This window comes from Tunturiibacter psychrotolerans (assembly GCF_051013365.1).
In the GTDB taxonomy this organism is placed as follows: Bacteria; Acidobacteriota; Terriglobia; order Terriglobales; family Acidobacteriaceae; genus Edaphobacter; species Edaphobacter psychrotolerans_A.
On record NZ_CP132941.1, the window covers coordinates 904,026 to 919,333 of the forward strand.

At 58.9% G+C, this 15,308-nt stretch carries 9 protein-coding genes; 5 read left to right on the top strand and 4 right to left on the bottom strand.

Annotation, left to right across the window (positions count from 1 at the left end):
* Positions 1–15 precede the first annotated feature (15 nt).
* The 5 genes from RBB76_RS03605 (at position 16) to hmgA (ending at position 6,160) form a co-directional block, all read left to right on the top strand.
* Positions 16–1,266, top strand: coding sequence for an allantoate amidohydrolase (locus RBB76_RS03605; RefSeq protein WP_429628768.1), 1,251 nt, complete (start codon positions 16–18; stop codon positions 1,264–1,266).
* Positions 1,259–1,993 carry a (S)-ureidoglycine aminohydrolase gene (gene allE, locus RBB76_RS03610; protein ID WP_429628767.1) on the top strand — a complete coding sequence of 245 codons (735 nt, stop codon included), beginning with the start codon at positions 1,259–1,261 and terminating at the stop codon, positions 1,991–1,993. The genes RBB76_RS03605 and allE overlap by 8 nt, the downstream gene beginning before the upstream one ends.
* Positions 1,994–2,043: 50 nt before the next feature.
* Entirely contained in the window at positions 2,044–3,303 is a 1,260-nt protein-coding gene (locus RBB76_RS03615) for a M20 family metallo-hydrolase (protein WP_429628766.1), read from the top strand.
* 13 nt (positions 3,304–3,316) lie between these two features.
* Positions 3,317–4,753, top strand: coding sequence for an NAD-dependent succinate-semialdehyde dehydrogenase (locus tag RBB76_RS03620; RefSeq protein ID WP_429628765.1), 1,437 nt, complete (start codon positions 3,317–3,319; stop codon positions 4,751–4,753).
* Between the two features lie 114 nt (positions 4,754–4,867).
* Entirely contained in the window at positions 4,868–6,160 is a 1,293-nt protein-coding gene (gene hmgA, locus RBB76_RS03625) for a homogentisate 1,2-dioxygenase (protein ID WP_429628763.1), read from the top strand.
* Between the two features lie 135 nt (positions 6,161–6,295).
* Here the strand turns inward: hmgA and RBB76_RS03630 are convergent, their stop codons facing one another.
* The 4 genes from RBB76_RS03630 to treY all read right to left on the bottom strand — a co-directional run bounded on the left by RBB76_RS03630 (position 6,296) and on the right by treY (position 15,195).
* The gene (locus RBB76_RS03630; RefSeq protein WP_429628762.1) at positions 6,296–9,256 is read right to left on the bottom strand and encodes a carboxypeptidase regulatory-like domain-containing protein; all 2,961 of its coding nucleotides are present in this window, start codon (positions 9,254–9,256) and stop codon (positions 6,296–6,298) included.
* Positions 9,257–9,297: 41 nt separating this feature from the next.
* Positions 9,298–10,470 carry a DUF5666 domain-containing protein gene (locus tag RBB76_RS03635; RefSeq protein WP_429628761.1) on the bottom strand — a complete coding sequence of 391 codons (1,173 nt, stop codon included), beginning with the start codon at positions 10,468–10,470 and terminating at the stop codon, positions 9,298–9,300.
* Positions 10,471–10,745: 275 nt separating this feature from the next.
* Complete coding sequence (treZ, locus tag RBB76_RS03640) at positions 10,746–12,506, bottom strand: malto-oligosyltrehalose trehalohydrolase (protein ID WP_429628760.1); 1,761 nt, start codon at positions 12,504–12,506, stop codon at positions 10,746–10,748.
* A complete protein-coding gene (gene treY, locus RBB76_RS03645) occupies positions 12,493–15,195 on the bottom strand; it encodes a malto-oligosyltrehalose synthase (RefSeq protein ID WP_429628758.1) in 2,703 nt (900 codons plus the stop codon). The genes treZ and treY overlap by 14 nt, the downstream gene beginning before the upstream one ends.
* Positions 15,196–15,308: the final 113 nt, after the last annotated feature.

A 15,308-nucleotide genomic window follows, 5' to 3' on the forward strand; every position in this document is an offset into this window, starting at 1 on the left:
TAAAAATAAGTATCTATGTCAGTAACAAATATAGATCGCGCAACCCGGATCATCTCCCGCTGCCGGGAGATCGCAACTTGCACCGAAGTCCCAGGCGAGATCACACGCCGTTTCCTAACCCCTCCAATGCACTCTGTCCATACGTTGCTTCGCCAGTGGATGGAGGCAGCCGGCATGACGGTTCGAGTTGATGCAATCGGCAACATCCGTGGACTATTGCAATCGCCCCATTCCGATGCACCACGCATCATCATCGGATCGCATCTGGACACAGTCCCTAACGCAGGAGCCTTCGACGGTATCCTCGGCGTCGTCCTTGGTATCGCCGTTGTCGAGGAGTTGCAAGGACACCGACTTCCGTTCTCGATCGAAGTCATCGGCTTTTCAGAAGAAGAAGGCGTCCGCTTCAGCAAGCCATTCCTCGGCAGCCTCGCAGTTGTAGGAAAACTGGACGAAGAAACACTGCGACGTAAAGATCAAGATGGTGTCAGCCTCACCAACGCAATCACGCACTACGGCCTCGATCCTGAGCGTCTTCCCGCCGCAGTTTTATGCGAAGACGCCTTCGCATACCTCGAGTTTCATATCGAACAAGGCCCCGTACTCGAGAGCGAAGATGCCCCACTAGGAGTAGTCGAAGCCCTTGTCGGACAGACCCGAGTGCAGTTCATCTTTGACGGCCAAGCCAACCACGCTGGAACTACGCCCATGCATCTGCGACACGACGCGATGGCCGCAGCCGCCAGATGGATCGTCGCCGTCGAAGAATACGCGGTCTCCCACGAGGGCCTCGTCGCAACCGTCGGCAAGCTGGAAGCTTCACCTGGCGCTGGAAATGTAATCGCCGGAAGAGTGAAGACGTCGCTCGACGTGCGCCACGCTCAGGACGAGGCGCGCCACACTGCCGCGTCTGCCCTGGTCGAGAGTGCAAGCTCATTCGCCGGCGTACGCGGGGTGAAAGTCACAACTCATATCGAGATGGATCAGCCCGCTGTCCCGCTCGATCCGCATCTGACAACCCGACTGCACAACGCTGCCTCAAAACTTGGCTTTTCCAACCGCAGAATGACCAGTGGCGCCGGCCACGACGCGATGATTCTCGCACCCTCCATTCCCTCCGCCATGCTCTTTCTCCGCAGCCCCGGAGGCCTCAGCCACCATCCCGACGAAGCCGTCCTTCCACAGGACGTAGACGCCGCCCTCGCAACCGCCATGGAGTTCCTCGCACAGTTGAGTGATGATAAAACCAAGGACGACCATGCATAAACTGGGACACACTCGCAGCACCAATCAGCGCGATCATCTTCTCCACACGCCGGACACCTTCGTCCGCACCGTGCTGCCAGGCATGGAGCGCGCCACCGCCGTCGTTCACATCTCACCCGCAGGCGGCGCAGCCTTCACCCAGTACACCGCAGAGCTCGAGCCCGGCGGCAAGCTCGGACCAACCTCCAACCAGCGTTTCATCTATGCGCTCGAAGGCGCAGCCGATCTGGCAACCGACACCAGCTTCCAAACGCTGATTCCCGGCGGATTTGCTTACATCCCAGAAGACGCCGCACACACCCTCACCGCACGGCAGCCCACCCGACTCGTCGTCATCGAAAAGCCCTACGAAACAACCTCCTCTGCGCCCGCACCAGAAACCTTCATAGGCCACGAAGACAAAACACTCTCGGTCCCGCTCAACGACGACCCCGACCTTCAGGTTCGCAGCCTGCTTCCCGGCTCGCCATCCTTCGACTTCGCCGTCAACACGATGACCTACCGACCCGGCGCAGCGCTCAGCATGGTCGAGGTCCACATCATGGAGCACGGCCTGCTGATGCTCGAAGGCGGCGGCATCTACCGCCTCGGCGACAGCTGGTACCCGGTCACCGCAGGCGACTTCATCTGGATGGGACCCTACTGTCCGCAGTGGTTCGGCGCCATCGGAAAGCGTCCCGCGAAATATCTCATTTATAAAGATTGGAACCGTCACCCACTGGCCTGAACTCCGCGGCAGATTCGCAACGAACTCCACGCAACCCGAGGCGAAAAGTTTTGACACACCAGATCCAAATAGATCAGACGCGGCTCCTAAGCGAACTCCAAACCCTCGCCACCTTCACCGACGCCGAGCCCGTCAGCAACGGCACCGCCGTCACCCGCATCGTCTTCTCCGCCGACGACCTCCGCGCCCGCGCCTGGCTAAAAAAATTAGCCACCGCCGAAGGCTTCGACGTCCGCGACGACGCAGTAGGCAACGTCTTCATCCGCTGGACAGGCACTGAACCCAGCTTACCCGCCGTCGCCACCGGATCACACACCGATGCCATCCCTCACGCCGGCATGTACGACGGCACCGTCGGAGTTCTCGGCGGCCTCGAAGCCATGCGAGCGCTCAAACGCAGCGGCCTACGTCCCCGTCGCTCCATCGAGCTCGTCATGTTCACCTCCGAGGAGCCCACCCGCTTCGGCATTGGCTGTCTCGGCAGCCGACTCATCTCCGGAACCCTCGACCCCAGCCGAGCCGACGCCATGCAGGACAAAGATGAAGCGACACTAGCCGCTGTCCGAACCGCCGCAGGATTCTCCGGCTCACTCGCCTCAGTGCAACTCCCATCGAACCACTACCACGCCTGGCTCGAACTCCACATCGAACAGGGCCCTCTCCTCGAACGCGAAGGCATCCCTATCGGCATCGTCACCAGCATCGCAGCACCCGCTGGCTATCGCTTCACCATCACTGGCTTCGGCGGTCACGCCGGAGCGCTCCTGATGCCCGACCGCAAAGACGCTCTCTGTGCCGCCGCCGAACTCATCCTCTCTGTCGAAAAAAATGCGCTCGCCACCGGCGCGATCGACACCGTCGCCACCATCGGCACTTGCGATGTCCATCCCGGCGCGGTCAACAGCGTCCCCAGCCACGTCGTCCTGCAACTCGACATCCGCGACACCGATCCCACCCGCCGCGAATCCGTCATGCAAGCTGTTCGCCGAGACTGCGAAGAGCTGCGCCAGCGCCGCAAAGTCACAATCACCGAAGAGCTAGTCAACGCCGACGCCCCAGCACAATCCTCGCACCACATCGTCAAAGTCCTCGAAGAGACCTGCGCCGACCAAAAAATCCCTTACAAAAAAATGGTAAGCCGCGCCTATCACGACTCCCTCTTCATGTCCCGCATCGCACCCATCGGCATGATCTTCATCCCGTGCCGCAACGGCGTAAGCCACAAACCGGACGAATACGCCTCCCCATCGGATACCACTCTCGGGGTACAGGTACTTGCCTCCGCCCTTGCTAAACTAGCGTCGGAGTAACTCTGCAATCGGCATGGCCATCGAATCGATCAATCCCGCCACAGGAAAGCTGTTACGCAGCTTCGACCCCCTCACCGACGAAACCGCGCGCCAGAAGATCGCTCTCGCCGCCGAATCGTTTCCCACCTACTCCCAGGTGCCGCTCGAGCATCGCTCGCTGTGGATGCGCAAACTCGCGTTCCTTCTCGAACACGAGGTCGACGAACTCTCCACACTTATCACCCAGGAGATGGGCAAGCCCATCGAGGCCGCGCACTTCGAAATCCTCAAATGCGCCGGCGTCTGCCGCTACTACGCCGAGCACGCCGCCCGCATCCTCGCGCCCGAGTCCATCCCCACCGACGACAACTACAGCTACGTGCGTTGGGATCCAATTGGCGTCGTCCTGGCCGTCATGCCGTGGAACTTCCCCTTCTGGCAGGTCTTCCGCTTCCTCGCTCCCGCATTGATGGCCGGCAACGTCGCTCTCCTCAAACATGCCGGAAATGTCCCTCAGTGTGCTCTAGCCATCGAATCCCTCGTGCGTCGAGCGGGCTTCCCACGCGGAGCCTTCCAGAGCCTCCTTCTCGAAATTCATCAGGTCGAAATAGTCCTCGGTGACGAGCGCATCGCCGCCGTCACCGTCACAGGCAGCGAGACCGCCGGTCGAGCCATCGGCGCTCAGGCCGGCTGGCTCATCAAAAAATCTGTCCTCGAACTCGGCGGCAGCGATCCCTTCATCGTCATGCCCTCTGCCGATCTCGACATAGCCGTCGAAATCGCCGTCCGCGCCCGGTGCGTCAACAGCGGACAATCCTGCATCGCAGCCAAACGCTTCATCGTCGCCGACGAGATCTACGACGTCTTCGAGTCCCGCTTCGTCGCAGGCATGGAAGCCATGCGCGTCGGCGATCCCATGAAGGACGACACCGACATCGGTCCTCTCGCGACCGTCCACGCCCTCGAACTTCTCGAAGCCCAGGTGAACGCTGCCACACAGGCCGGCGCACGCATCCTCACCGGAGGCCAACGCATGCTCGGCACCGGAAATTACTTCGAACCCACCGTCCTCACCGACGTTCCACGCACCTCTGCCGTCTATCGAGAGGAGCTCTTCGGCCCCGTCGCCATGCTCTTCCGCGCGAAGGACGTCAACGAAGCCATCGAGATCGCCAACGACACACCCTTCGGCCTCAGCGCCTCTGTCTGGACACGCGAGCCCGCCGAACAACAGCGCTTCATCTCCGAGCTGCAGTGCGGCGGCGTCTTCCTTAACGCAATCGTCGCCAGCGACCCACGCCTCCCCTTCGGCGGCATCAAACGCTCCGGCTATGGCCGCGAGCTCTCCGCCGCAGGCATGCGCGAGTTCCTCAACGCAAAAACTGTCGTCATCTCCGCAGCGACCGCCACCAACGAACCCGTCAGCAAACCCTACCTGGTCGACACCGCCGACCCCTCCCTCACCCGGTAGCTCTCTCAACACGAGACGCCTGTTTTCGGCTAAGCTTCTGTGTCGTCAAGAAGCCTTCTTCGCTCGTCGCGAACTAAACATCGACCCGAGATATTTTCTACCAAGAGGATCATCATGCCCCAACTCAAGTACTTCAGCGGCTTCGGCAATGAGTTCGCCACCGAGGCACATCCCGGTGCCCTCCCAGTCGGTCAGAACAGCCCACAAAAAGCCCCACTCGGCCTTTACACGGAGCAACTCAGCGGCAGCCCCTTCACCGCGCCTCGCCTGCTCAATCGCCGCACCTGGACCTACCGCATCCGCCCCTCCGTCATGCACAAACCCTACGAGCGCATCGCAAACGCCATGGTCCGCTCCACCCCCTTCAACGAAGTCGAGACGACCCCAAGCCAACTACGCTGGGATCCCCTCCCCCTCCCCACCACCCCAATCGACTTCATCGACGGCCTCACCACCCTTGCCGGCAACGGCGACCTCACCATGCACTCCGGCGTCGCCATCCACATCTACGCCGCGACCAAAAGCATGACCGACCGCTTCTTCTACTCCGCCGACGGCGAGCTCCTCTTCGTCCCTCAACTCGGCCGCCTCACGCTCCACACCGAACTCGGTATCCTTGACATCAATCCCGGCGAAATCGCCATCGTCCCCCGCGGCATCAAGTTCCGCGTCGAGCTCCTCGACCAACAGGCCCGTGGCTATCTCCTCGAAAACTACGGCGCACAATTTCGCCTTCCCGAACTCGGTGCAATCGGCGCCAACGGCCTCGCCAACAGTCGCGACTTCCACACACCCCACGCCGCCTACGACGATCGCGACAACGGAACCTTCCAGGTCGTCGCAAAGTTCCAGGGCAATCTCTGGGCCACCGACTTCGATCACTCCCCGCTCGACGTCGTCGCCTGGCACGGCAACTACGCACCCTGCAAGTACGACCTCGCGCGCTTCAACTGCATCAACTCCGTCAGCTTCGACCACCCCGACCCTTCCATTTACACCGTTCTCACCTCACCGAGCGAGATCCCCGGCACCGCCAACGTCGACTTCGCCATCTTCCCCCCACGCTGGCTCGTCGCCGAGCACACCTTCCGTCCACCCTGGTTCCATCGCAACTTCATGAACGAGTTCATGGGGCTCGTCAAAGGTGAGTACGACGCCAAGGCCGAGGGCTTCGTTCCCGGCGGAGCCAGCCTGCACAACTGCATGAGCGGCCACGGCCCCGACGCAGAAACCTTCGACCGCGCCAGCAAAGCCGAACTCAAGCCAGTCAAACTCGAAGGAACACTCGCCTTCATGTTCGAAACCCGCTTCGTCTGCCGCCCCACAAAGTTCGCGATGGACACCGCCGCTCGCCAACACGAGTACTACACCTGCTGGCAGACGCTGAAGAAGAACTTCAAACCGTAGCAAGCCAAAAGCACTGGTCCTCCCACCGACCAACGCGAGGACCAGCGCCCTTCCCTCATTACCAAGGTATATAAGTCACGAAGTGACCGCCCCAACGCGCAGTGGGCCCGTCCGGCAGGACGTCTCTGCAGGACGTTAGAAGTTGAACGAAGCCTGCAGTGTAATCCGGCGCACAGCAGTTGCAGAGCTGAACGGTCCCGCCGCCAGCGTGGTGAACTGTCCAAATCGTGGCGAACTCAAAACGCTCGTAGGCGTTCCAAAAGGAACGACGTTGAACAGGTTGAATGCCTGCGCTCCGAGCGTGAAAGTATACTTATGTCCTGAGCTGGCTCCCTGAGGACCAAATCCCCCCCGAACACCGCCCGGCCCTCCAGCCCGAAGACCTCCAGCGCCGGGGCCCCCGCCGCCCGGGCCGTTGTTACGCCCCGAGCCGCTCCCCTGCGTAGAGCTCGCAGCCCCTCCAGACCGCTCTCCAAATCCAAATACACGCGAAGCACGAAGATTGAACGTGAAGTTGGTAGGTCCATCGCAGTAGTTGATCGGCACCGGCGTCAGACTGCCAGTCTGCGTAGAGCTGAAATCAGACGCAAGTCTGCAGTTCCCGCTATCCCCATTCTCAAAGAAAGGCCGTTGGTTATAGATCGACGTATTGAAAGGGTCTTGCCCGGTCGTGAGGTTATAAGGCGTCCCCGACTGCGCAATCACGAACGGGCTCGCGGAGAACCCATAAGGAAGCTGCCAGCTGCCGCCGACAACCGCGAAGCTTGCATGCGCAAACGACGCTCTCCCGTAGTCCACCTTCGTGTCCGTGTTGCTGGTCGGAAAGAAAGACGCTCCCGACGTATTGGCATCCGCGAGGTTCAACGAATAAAACCCAAACAACGTGAGCTTCTTCAACCGCGCACTCCCATTAATCAGCAGTTGATTTTCCTTATAGACCCCACCAGATTGAAACTGTTGATCAAAGCCATTGGCAACAATGAAGTTCCTGCTCAGATACTGATGATCGCCCCGCGCATAAAGGTAGTTCACCGACATCGTGGCCGCACGCCCAAGCTGCTGATCGAACCCAACCGCCTCCTGCATCGTGTACGAGCTGCGTATCCCATCGCCGAGTCCGTAAGTCGTAATCTTGTTCGACGTCGGACTCCCGCAGCTGCTCGGACTATCCGGCGTGCAAACACTCCCCGGATTAAGAACCGTCGAGGTGATCTGATTGAAGCCATTCTCCTGCAACGTCGTCAGATAGTTCGCCAGCGTAAACCGATCGTAAAAGATTCCGAATCCACCTCGCAGCACCGTCGTGGGCGACTTGCCGCCGCCCCGTGGAATCCCATAGGCAAACGACAGACGCGGCGCAAAGTCACGCGCGCTACTTATAACATTCTGCGCCTCCAGACGAAGACCATAAGTAATCGTGAGGTTTCCCTTCGGCTTCCAGTCATCCTCCGCATACAACCCAACATCGGTCACGCGACCATCCACCTCTAACTTGTTGATCGCCGTCACCGCATACTGCCCTGGCAACCCGCACTGGTATGACGAGATGCTCGCGTTCACCGCAGCGCACGGCGTCGTCACACCGGCAGCGCAATTGCTCGGCCTCTTGATGCTCGGATTCGGATCCGTACAGGGATCAAGAAGGTACGAGTAAGTAAACGTCCCGTTCGATCCAGCATTCGACGACAGAGATTCATCCGTCGTCCTCACCCGTCCGCCAAACCGAATGAAGTTTTTCGTTGTCGCAATCGAACTGTAGTTCTGAAACTCAAGATGGGTGCTGGTACTCTGCTGCGTCCCCAGGCTCGATCCACCAGACGTAAAGATTCCCTGCACAGATAGCGTCGGATCGGTGCTCAATGGATCCTGCGTCGAGTAGTCCCGTTGATATTCGAATCGCGTCTCATTGATCACGCGCGGGCTCAGGATCTGCGTATCGCTGATCTGAACCGTATTCTCTGTCGCCTCCGTGTTGTAACCGGACGTCGGCAGATTCGTGTTCCCGATGCCGTTATTGTTTTGTCCATTGACGTAATACTGGTAGCGCACCGTCAACGTGTTCTTATCTCCCAGCGCAAGATCAACACGCGGAGCCACATCACTCCGCGTCTGCGGATGCGACACCGCACGCGCCGCCTCCGGATAAGAAGAAAAATACGAGCAGGACGAGATCGTCGAAACTCCAGGCGCGCAAGGCGTCGTCGAATCTGCCGAAGCCGCATAAAAGCCGCTCGGATTGACGATATTGTTGTCCTGAATCGTCCGATGCGATCCACCCACCGTAAACGACGCGAACCGATTGATCGGCCCGCTCACGCTCCCCAGAATGAAGGTCGTGTAATACGGCGGCTGTGTATTCGAGGCCCCCAAAAACGGGTTCGACGTATTGAACACATTATCCCCGCCCTGCACACTCAGGTTGCCGTGATACTTATCCGTACCCGGCTTCGTAAAAACCTCAACTCGCCCATAGCCCAGCTTGTCATACTGCGCCGAAAATGGATTTTGATTGATGCGAATCTCGCGAATGGAAGACTTCGGCGGCAACTGTCCGCCGGTAAAACCATCCACATAAATCTGACCTCCATTCGGCCCCGCAGCAGGCCCCGCCAGCGCAGTCAGCTCCGAAGACAGCTCATCTGGATCGTCCGACAGCGCATCCAGATCCTTCCCCTTAATCACCGTACTGCTCGCATTGCTGTCAGAATCTACGCTCACCTGCGCACCCTGCGAGTTGACGTTGACCTCCTGCTTCTCCTCCTCGATCGCCATCTTCGCATCCAGTGCCAGATTCTGTCCCGCCGCGACCTTGACCCCCAGCTTCACGAACGACGCAAACCCCTTCATCGTCACAGTCACCGAGTAGGTCCCCGCAGCAACCCCATGCAGCGTATAAGTTCCATCGCTTTGCGACTGTGTAATCAACGCCTTCCCGGAGGCAGGAGTAAGTGTCACCGTCGCCCCAGGAATCACAGCACTTTCGGGATCCGCCACCGTTCCATGCACCGTAGCGCCCACCTGCTGCGCCCGCGCAATCACCGGGAACAACGCGATGAGAAAAAACACAACGACCTTCAGAACCGCACGAAATGACATTACTGCTCCTCAAACTTTTATTGTTCCACCACGGACTCCGGCTACTGCGCGCCGGAGTCACCTCCACCAAGGCTCCACGGAGACAGCGTCAACGCTGGCCCCCCACTGGGCGTCGCTGCAAGAATTGGCTCCACTCCAGACAGCAGCGTCACACAGGTAATCATGCTGCTGGTCGAATCCGGCTGCGACGCGACGATCATCACCGCATCTCCCGTCTTCAGATCGGCAACCGTCTGGTTCGGCAGCCGGCTCACCAGTTGAGACAGATCCGCACGAGCAGACTGACCTGAACCACCTGTTCCTTCCGCAGACGAACCACCGGGCTGGCCCGCAGCGTGTGACTCGCCACCCGCGCCCGAGGCCCCGCCCTTCGCCCGCGCCGCAAATCTCGCCGCAGCCTGCGGCGGCAGCGCCTTCAGATTCGAGTTATCAGTAATCACAACCGTCACCGTCTTCTTCGTAGCCAGATCCTTCAGCGTCACCGTCCCCTTGGCCGCGTCAATCGACGAGATCAGCCCCGCCACATTTTTAAACGACCCACTGACAATCTCCTCGGCCTGAATCGACGATCCATCGTCAGACTTCGCGCCCCTCACCCGCAGTTGATCTCCCACCTGTATCTGCGCCAGCGTTCCCGGCTTCGCATCTTCAAACTTCACCGAGTCGCCCGCATATCGCCGAAATTTCGTCGTACTCGACGTATTCACAACCAGCTTCTTCGCGCCGACCGACACCGTAATCGCGCCGCTGCCAGCATCCACTGAGTTCACGATGCCGCCAGTCCCGCGCTTCTGCCAGTCTCCCTGCTCCGCTTCGTGCTTCTGCGCAATATCCGAAGACTTCATCAGAATCACGCGCGACGCCGTAAACCCCGCGCCATCACCCGCCTTACCACTCACCAGCACACGATCCCCTACCGCGATATCCGCCAGACCAATCGCCCGTGCCGTCTTTAAATCGGTACCCCCCGGAGCCAGTTGCAGAACCCGCGCGCCATCCGCCACGCTGACAACAACCTCCTGCCCCGCATCGGTCGTCAGAGTCAGACTACCTCCCGCCACCGCCTTCACGGTGCCGATCTGACGTGCAGCGGCAGGTGCGGAAGCCGTTGAAGTCTGCGCCACCGAGACACCGCAACAGGCAAACAATGCCACCATCGGGGAAATCACGGCACCCAATACCGCCGCCCCAAAAAACTGAGTGATCTTAAACATGCTCACTTCCTCTAGCGGAATACGTCACGTTCTCGTCGGTCGCTTGGAATTTACTCATCCAAGTCGCCATTCACTAAGGAAGACGAGCCAGCAACGCAAAAGTTTCCCTGGGAACGAGAAGCTTTGCCTTGAAGAAGGATGAATCTCGAGCAAACCGATTCAACCCCACCGCCCCATGCTAAACGCTTTACACTCCTGCGCCCACTGCTTAAGTTCCGAGAGAATCAAAATGGGCCCGACGGGTTACCCTCGCGCCGCCGAACTCATCAAAAAAGCTAAGAGCCCAGACGGCTTTGCTCCCCCGATAAAATCGCCACACTCTCCGCAGGCAAAATGACCGAGCCCTCTATGATCTCGACTCCTGGCCGCGAAGCAAACAGCAAAGGAAGATCACGTGGATGAGCAAGCTCCGCCAACTGCGACCCAAAGTTGCACATCACCGCCATCGCCCCGCGCTCCATCACAAGCAACCGCCCCCGCTCATCGAACCTGACCTTCACGTGCCCCGGCGATCCATCGTTCAACGACACAGACCCACGCCGCAATTCAATCAGCCTGCGATACCAGTCCAGCATCTCTTCATGGCGTCCCTCGTAAATCTCATCCCATTTCAGCTTCGAACGCCGAAACGTCTCAACATCTTCCGGATCAGGAATCTCCTCCGGGTCCCACCCAAACGCAGCAAACTCGCTCCGCCTGCCATTTTTTACCGCCTTCGCCATCTCCGGATCTTCATGGTCCGCGAAGTATAGAAACGGTGTCGAAGCCGCGAACTCCTCCCCCTGAAAGATCATCGGGATAAACGGCGCCGTAAACACAAGCGCGGCCGCCACCTTCGCAAGGTCTATCCCCACAGTCTGATCCACCCTGTCGCCAACCGCTCGATTTCCTACCTGGTCGTGATTCTGAATGTACCCAAGAAAATGATGCGGCGACAGATCATCGGCCGGCCGCCCATGCGAGCGTCTTCGATACTTCGAATAGCTGCCATCCTGCGCAAAGTTCTTCGTCAACGCCTTCGCGAGCTTCTCGAACGTGCCGAAATCCGAGTAGTACCCCTTCCCTTCTCCCTCCGACGAAAGCACCGTAAACAGCGCATGATGAAAATCGTCGCTCCACTGCGCATCCATGCCATAGCCGCCGTCTTTCGCAGGCATAACAACTCTGGGATCATTCAGATCGCTTTCGGCGATCAGCACCAGCCGCCTTCCCAACTCCTTCGACAACGTCTTCACCTCGGAAGACAGCTGCTCCATAAAATGCACCGCCGACCGGTCGATATACTCATGCACCGCATCCAGCCGCAGACCATCGATGTGATAGTCCCTCATCCACATCAACGCGTTGTCGCAGAAGAACCGCCGCACCTCATCGCTTCCTTCGCCTTCAAAGTTGATGGCGCCGCCCCACGGAGTGTGATGCCTCTCCGTGATGTACGGCCCGTATTTGCCGGAGTAGTTCCCCACAGGTCCAAAGTGGTTATAAACCACGTCCAGCAGCACAGCGAGCCCACGCACATGGCAAGCATCCACCAGCCGCTTCAATCCATCCGACCCGCCATACTGTTCTGTCACCGCAAACAACGAGGCCCCGTCATATCCCCATCCGTAGCCACCTGGAAACGCAGCCACCGGCATCAGTTCCACATGCGTGATGCCAAGCTCGACCAGATACTCCAGCCGCTCAATCGCCGAATCGAACGTCCCCTGCGGTGTAAACGTTCCAACGTGCAGTTCATAAATCACAGCGCGCGCAAGCGCCATCGCATCCCAGCCGCGATCGCTCCACGCAAACGTCGTCTGGTCATACAAACGCGACAGTCCGTGCACTCCATCAGGCTGCCACTCCGACCTCGGATCGGGCCACGCCTTCGGATCATCCCCCAACACGAATCCATAGTCCGTTCCCGGTCCCGCCTGCTCCACTGAAGCCGTCCACCATCCATGCTCATCCGGCCCGCTCATCGGATACGTCGCATCGCCAATCTTCACACCAATCTTCTGAGCACTCGGCGCCCAAACTTTAAACTCTTGCATCAGCCTTCTCCCCCACGTCCTCGCGCGCCAGAAGCGCCACCGGAAAATCCTTGAGCAAATCCTTCACCGCGACCTCACCACCTTCAATGTTCGCTCCCGTCATACGATTTCTCCATCGCCCTTCCGGAAGCGTTACCGATGTATCCTTCCACGCTCCACCCAACTTCAGCGTCAGCCGCGGCACCACCGTCACAACATCCTCACCTCTCAGATACGCAATCACGTGATCGTGCTTCGCTCCATCCACCATCAACGGAACGTAGTCTGCCTCCGCACCAAACGATGCCGGCCTCTCTCGTCTCAGTTGAAGCGCCTTATGAATCGTCCACATCTTCGGCAACCCTTCATCGGCCTTGGCCAACACCTTCGCCGGCGCATCGTCCCCAGTCATCAGCTTCAACTCCTCCAGCAACCGCTGCCGAAGCGCATAGTCCACAGGCCGCCTGTTGTCGGGATCGACCAGGCTCAGATCCCACAACTCCGTCCCCTGGTAAAGATCCGGTACACCCGGCGCAGTGTATTTCAGCAGTGTCTGCGCCAGCGAATTCACACGCCCCGCCTCCAGAATCTTCTCAACAAACTGCTGCAGCTCCCGCTGAAACGGCGCATAGCTATACGTAAATTCAATAAACAGATTCAGCGCGTCTTCAAACTCCTTATTGTTCGCCACCCACGTCGTCTGCTGCTTCGCCTCACGCATCGCCTTCGTCATGTAGGCCTTCGCACGATCCATCGGCAGCGGCCATGCGCCAATCAAAGTCTGGTAATAGAAGTACTCCGTATTGCGATCCGGTAGCGGTTCCACCGAGGGCTTTCTTGCCCGAAATGCATTATTCATTCGCGACCAGCGCCGTATCGCCTCACCAAACTTTCCCGGAATCTCCGACAGCACCGCCAACCGCGCCCTCACATCATCGCTGCGCTTGGTATCGTGCGTCGACAGCGTCGTCATCGTCAGAGGATGCGTCTCCTGCATCTTCCTGCAGTACGAATGAAACTCCTCAATGCTCAACCCATTGCGCCCCGGATCGCTGCCCACCTCATTCATCCCCGTCAGCCGGTTGAAGCAGTAAAACGCCGTATCCTCCACACCCTTCGCCATCACCGGCCCGGTGAACTGCTGAAAGCGCATCAGAAACTCACTCTCCAGCTTCCCCTTAAACGCCATCGTCAGCACATCGCGCAAAAAATCAAAGAGCCCTGCATCGATATCCTGGCGATTCTCCTTCGCGCACTCTGTCGCCTGCGAAATGTACTCGCGATCTTCCCCGGTAATCTCCTCGCGCTCCGGCACCACATACGTCCGATAGATCGAAAAGCACGCTGCCAACTCACGAATCGCGCGCCTCACCTCCGCTCTCGTGTAGTCGCGTCGGTCGCGATTCGCCTCGCATATCTCCACAAAGATCGACGTCAACCGATTCACATCGCTGCCCAGCGCCTCCTGCGACACACTGATCTTCTTCTCATGGGCAATCTCGTGAAAGTCCGTAGGCTGCTCCGTAAAACCGCTGTAGATCGAGGTCAACTCCATCAAGCCCTCAGGCGCCACCAGCACGCCTGCTGCAACATTCAGAAAGTCGTACCCGCTGGTCCCCTGAATCGGCCAGCTCTCACGCAGAAACTCGCCCGGCTCAAGAATTTTTTCCCCAATCACCCACGCATCCGGAGCGCGCTCCCGCAGTCGTTTGAAGTACTCCATCGGATCACGCAACCCATCCGGATGATCCACCCGCAACCCATCCAGAACCCCGCGCTTCAACCAATCCAGCAGCAGCGCATGCGTCTCTTCAAACACATACTCCCGCTCCACGCGCAGCCCAATCAACGTATTCACATCAAAGAACCGGCGATAGCTCAACTGTTGATCCGCAGTCTTCCAATACGCCAAGCGATAATTCTGCTGATTCAAGAAATCATCCAGCGCATCCAGATTCTCATTCAACTCCGCCATTGACCGGTCCATCGCCCCTAAAATCTCCGGCTCCTCCGCGCACAGCCGCTGCAGCAGATCGAAGAGCACAACTTTATCGCGATTACGTGCCAGAATCGTCCGCCGATCCACATACTCTGGCGCCGGCAAGCGACCAAACGAAGCCGCCAGAAAACTCATCGTATCCGACTTCGCATACTCCGCCGCCTTACCCAAAATCACCGGCAGCGACGGAGGCGACACCGGCAGCGACTGCTCCGAACACTCCACCTGAAACTTGACGCCGCGCCGCACCACCTTGATCCCGCCCGCCTGCAACACCCGCCCATACTGATCCCCAAGGATCGGCACCAGCACCTTATCCCGTAGGCGCTCCTCCTGCGGCTGCCAATCGATATCGAAGAACGAAGCATACCGGCTCGACGTCCCATTCTCGAGCACATCCCACCAGAACTGGTTCTCCTTGCCCAGCGACATATGGTTCGGCACGATGTCCAGCACCTGCCCCAGGCCGGCTTCCCCCAGCTTTTTGCAAAACCGGTTGTGCGCCTCCGCACCACCCAACTCCTCGTTCACCTTCTGATGGTTGACCACGTCATAACCATGCATGCTTCCCGGCGCTGCCTGCAGATACGGAGAGCAATAAACATGCGAGATGCCGAGCTCATGCAAATAGTCGGCGATCCGCACCGCATCGTCGAAGGTAAAGTCTTTATGAAGTTGCAGTCTATAAGTAGAACCTGGAATTCGTAGCATTCATCAACCGTTCAGAAATAGCGTTCAGGAAACAAGGCAGGAGGTCTTACATCGATACCAACATAAAAAGTCCAGGTCTATTCTTAGAGACGCGAAGACTCTCGTAGGTTGCA

What these genes read in the sequence shown, in the direction of transcription:
- RBB76_RS03635 (WP_429628761.1), bottom strand. Translation starts at nt 10,470, where the DNA reads ATGTTTAAGATCACTCAGTTTTTTGGGGCGGCGGTATTGGGTGCCGTG.
- RBB76_RS03620 (WP_429628765.1), top strand. Translation starts at nt 3,317, where the DNA reads ATGGCCATCGAATCGATCAATCCCGCCACAGGAAAGCTGTTACGCAGC.
- treZ (WP_429628760.1), bottom strand. Translation starts at nt 12,506, where the DNA reads ATGCAAGAGTTTAAAGTTTGGGCGCCGAGTGCTCAGAAGATTGGTGTG.
- treY (WP_429628758.1), bottom strand. Translation starts at nt 15,195, where the DNA reads ATGCTACGAATTCCAGGTTCTACTTATAGACTGCAACTTCATAAAGAC.
- hmgA (WP_429628763.1), top strand. Translation starts at nt 4,868, where the DNA reads ATGCCCCAACTCAAGTACTTCAGCGGCTTCGGCAATGAGTTCGCCACC.
- allE (WP_429628767.1), top strand. Translation starts at nt 1,259, where the DNA reads ATGCATAAACTGGGACACACTCGCAGCACCAATCAGCGCGATCATCTT.
- RBB76_RS03605 (WP_429628768.1), top strand. Translation starts at nt 16, where the DNA reads ATGTCAGTAACAAATATAGATCGCGCAACCCGGATCATCTCCCGCTGC.
- RBB76_RS03630 (WP_429628762.1), bottom strand. Translation starts at nt 9,256, where the DNA reads ATGTCATTTCGTGCGGTTCTGAAGGTCGTTGTGTTTTTTCTCATCGCG.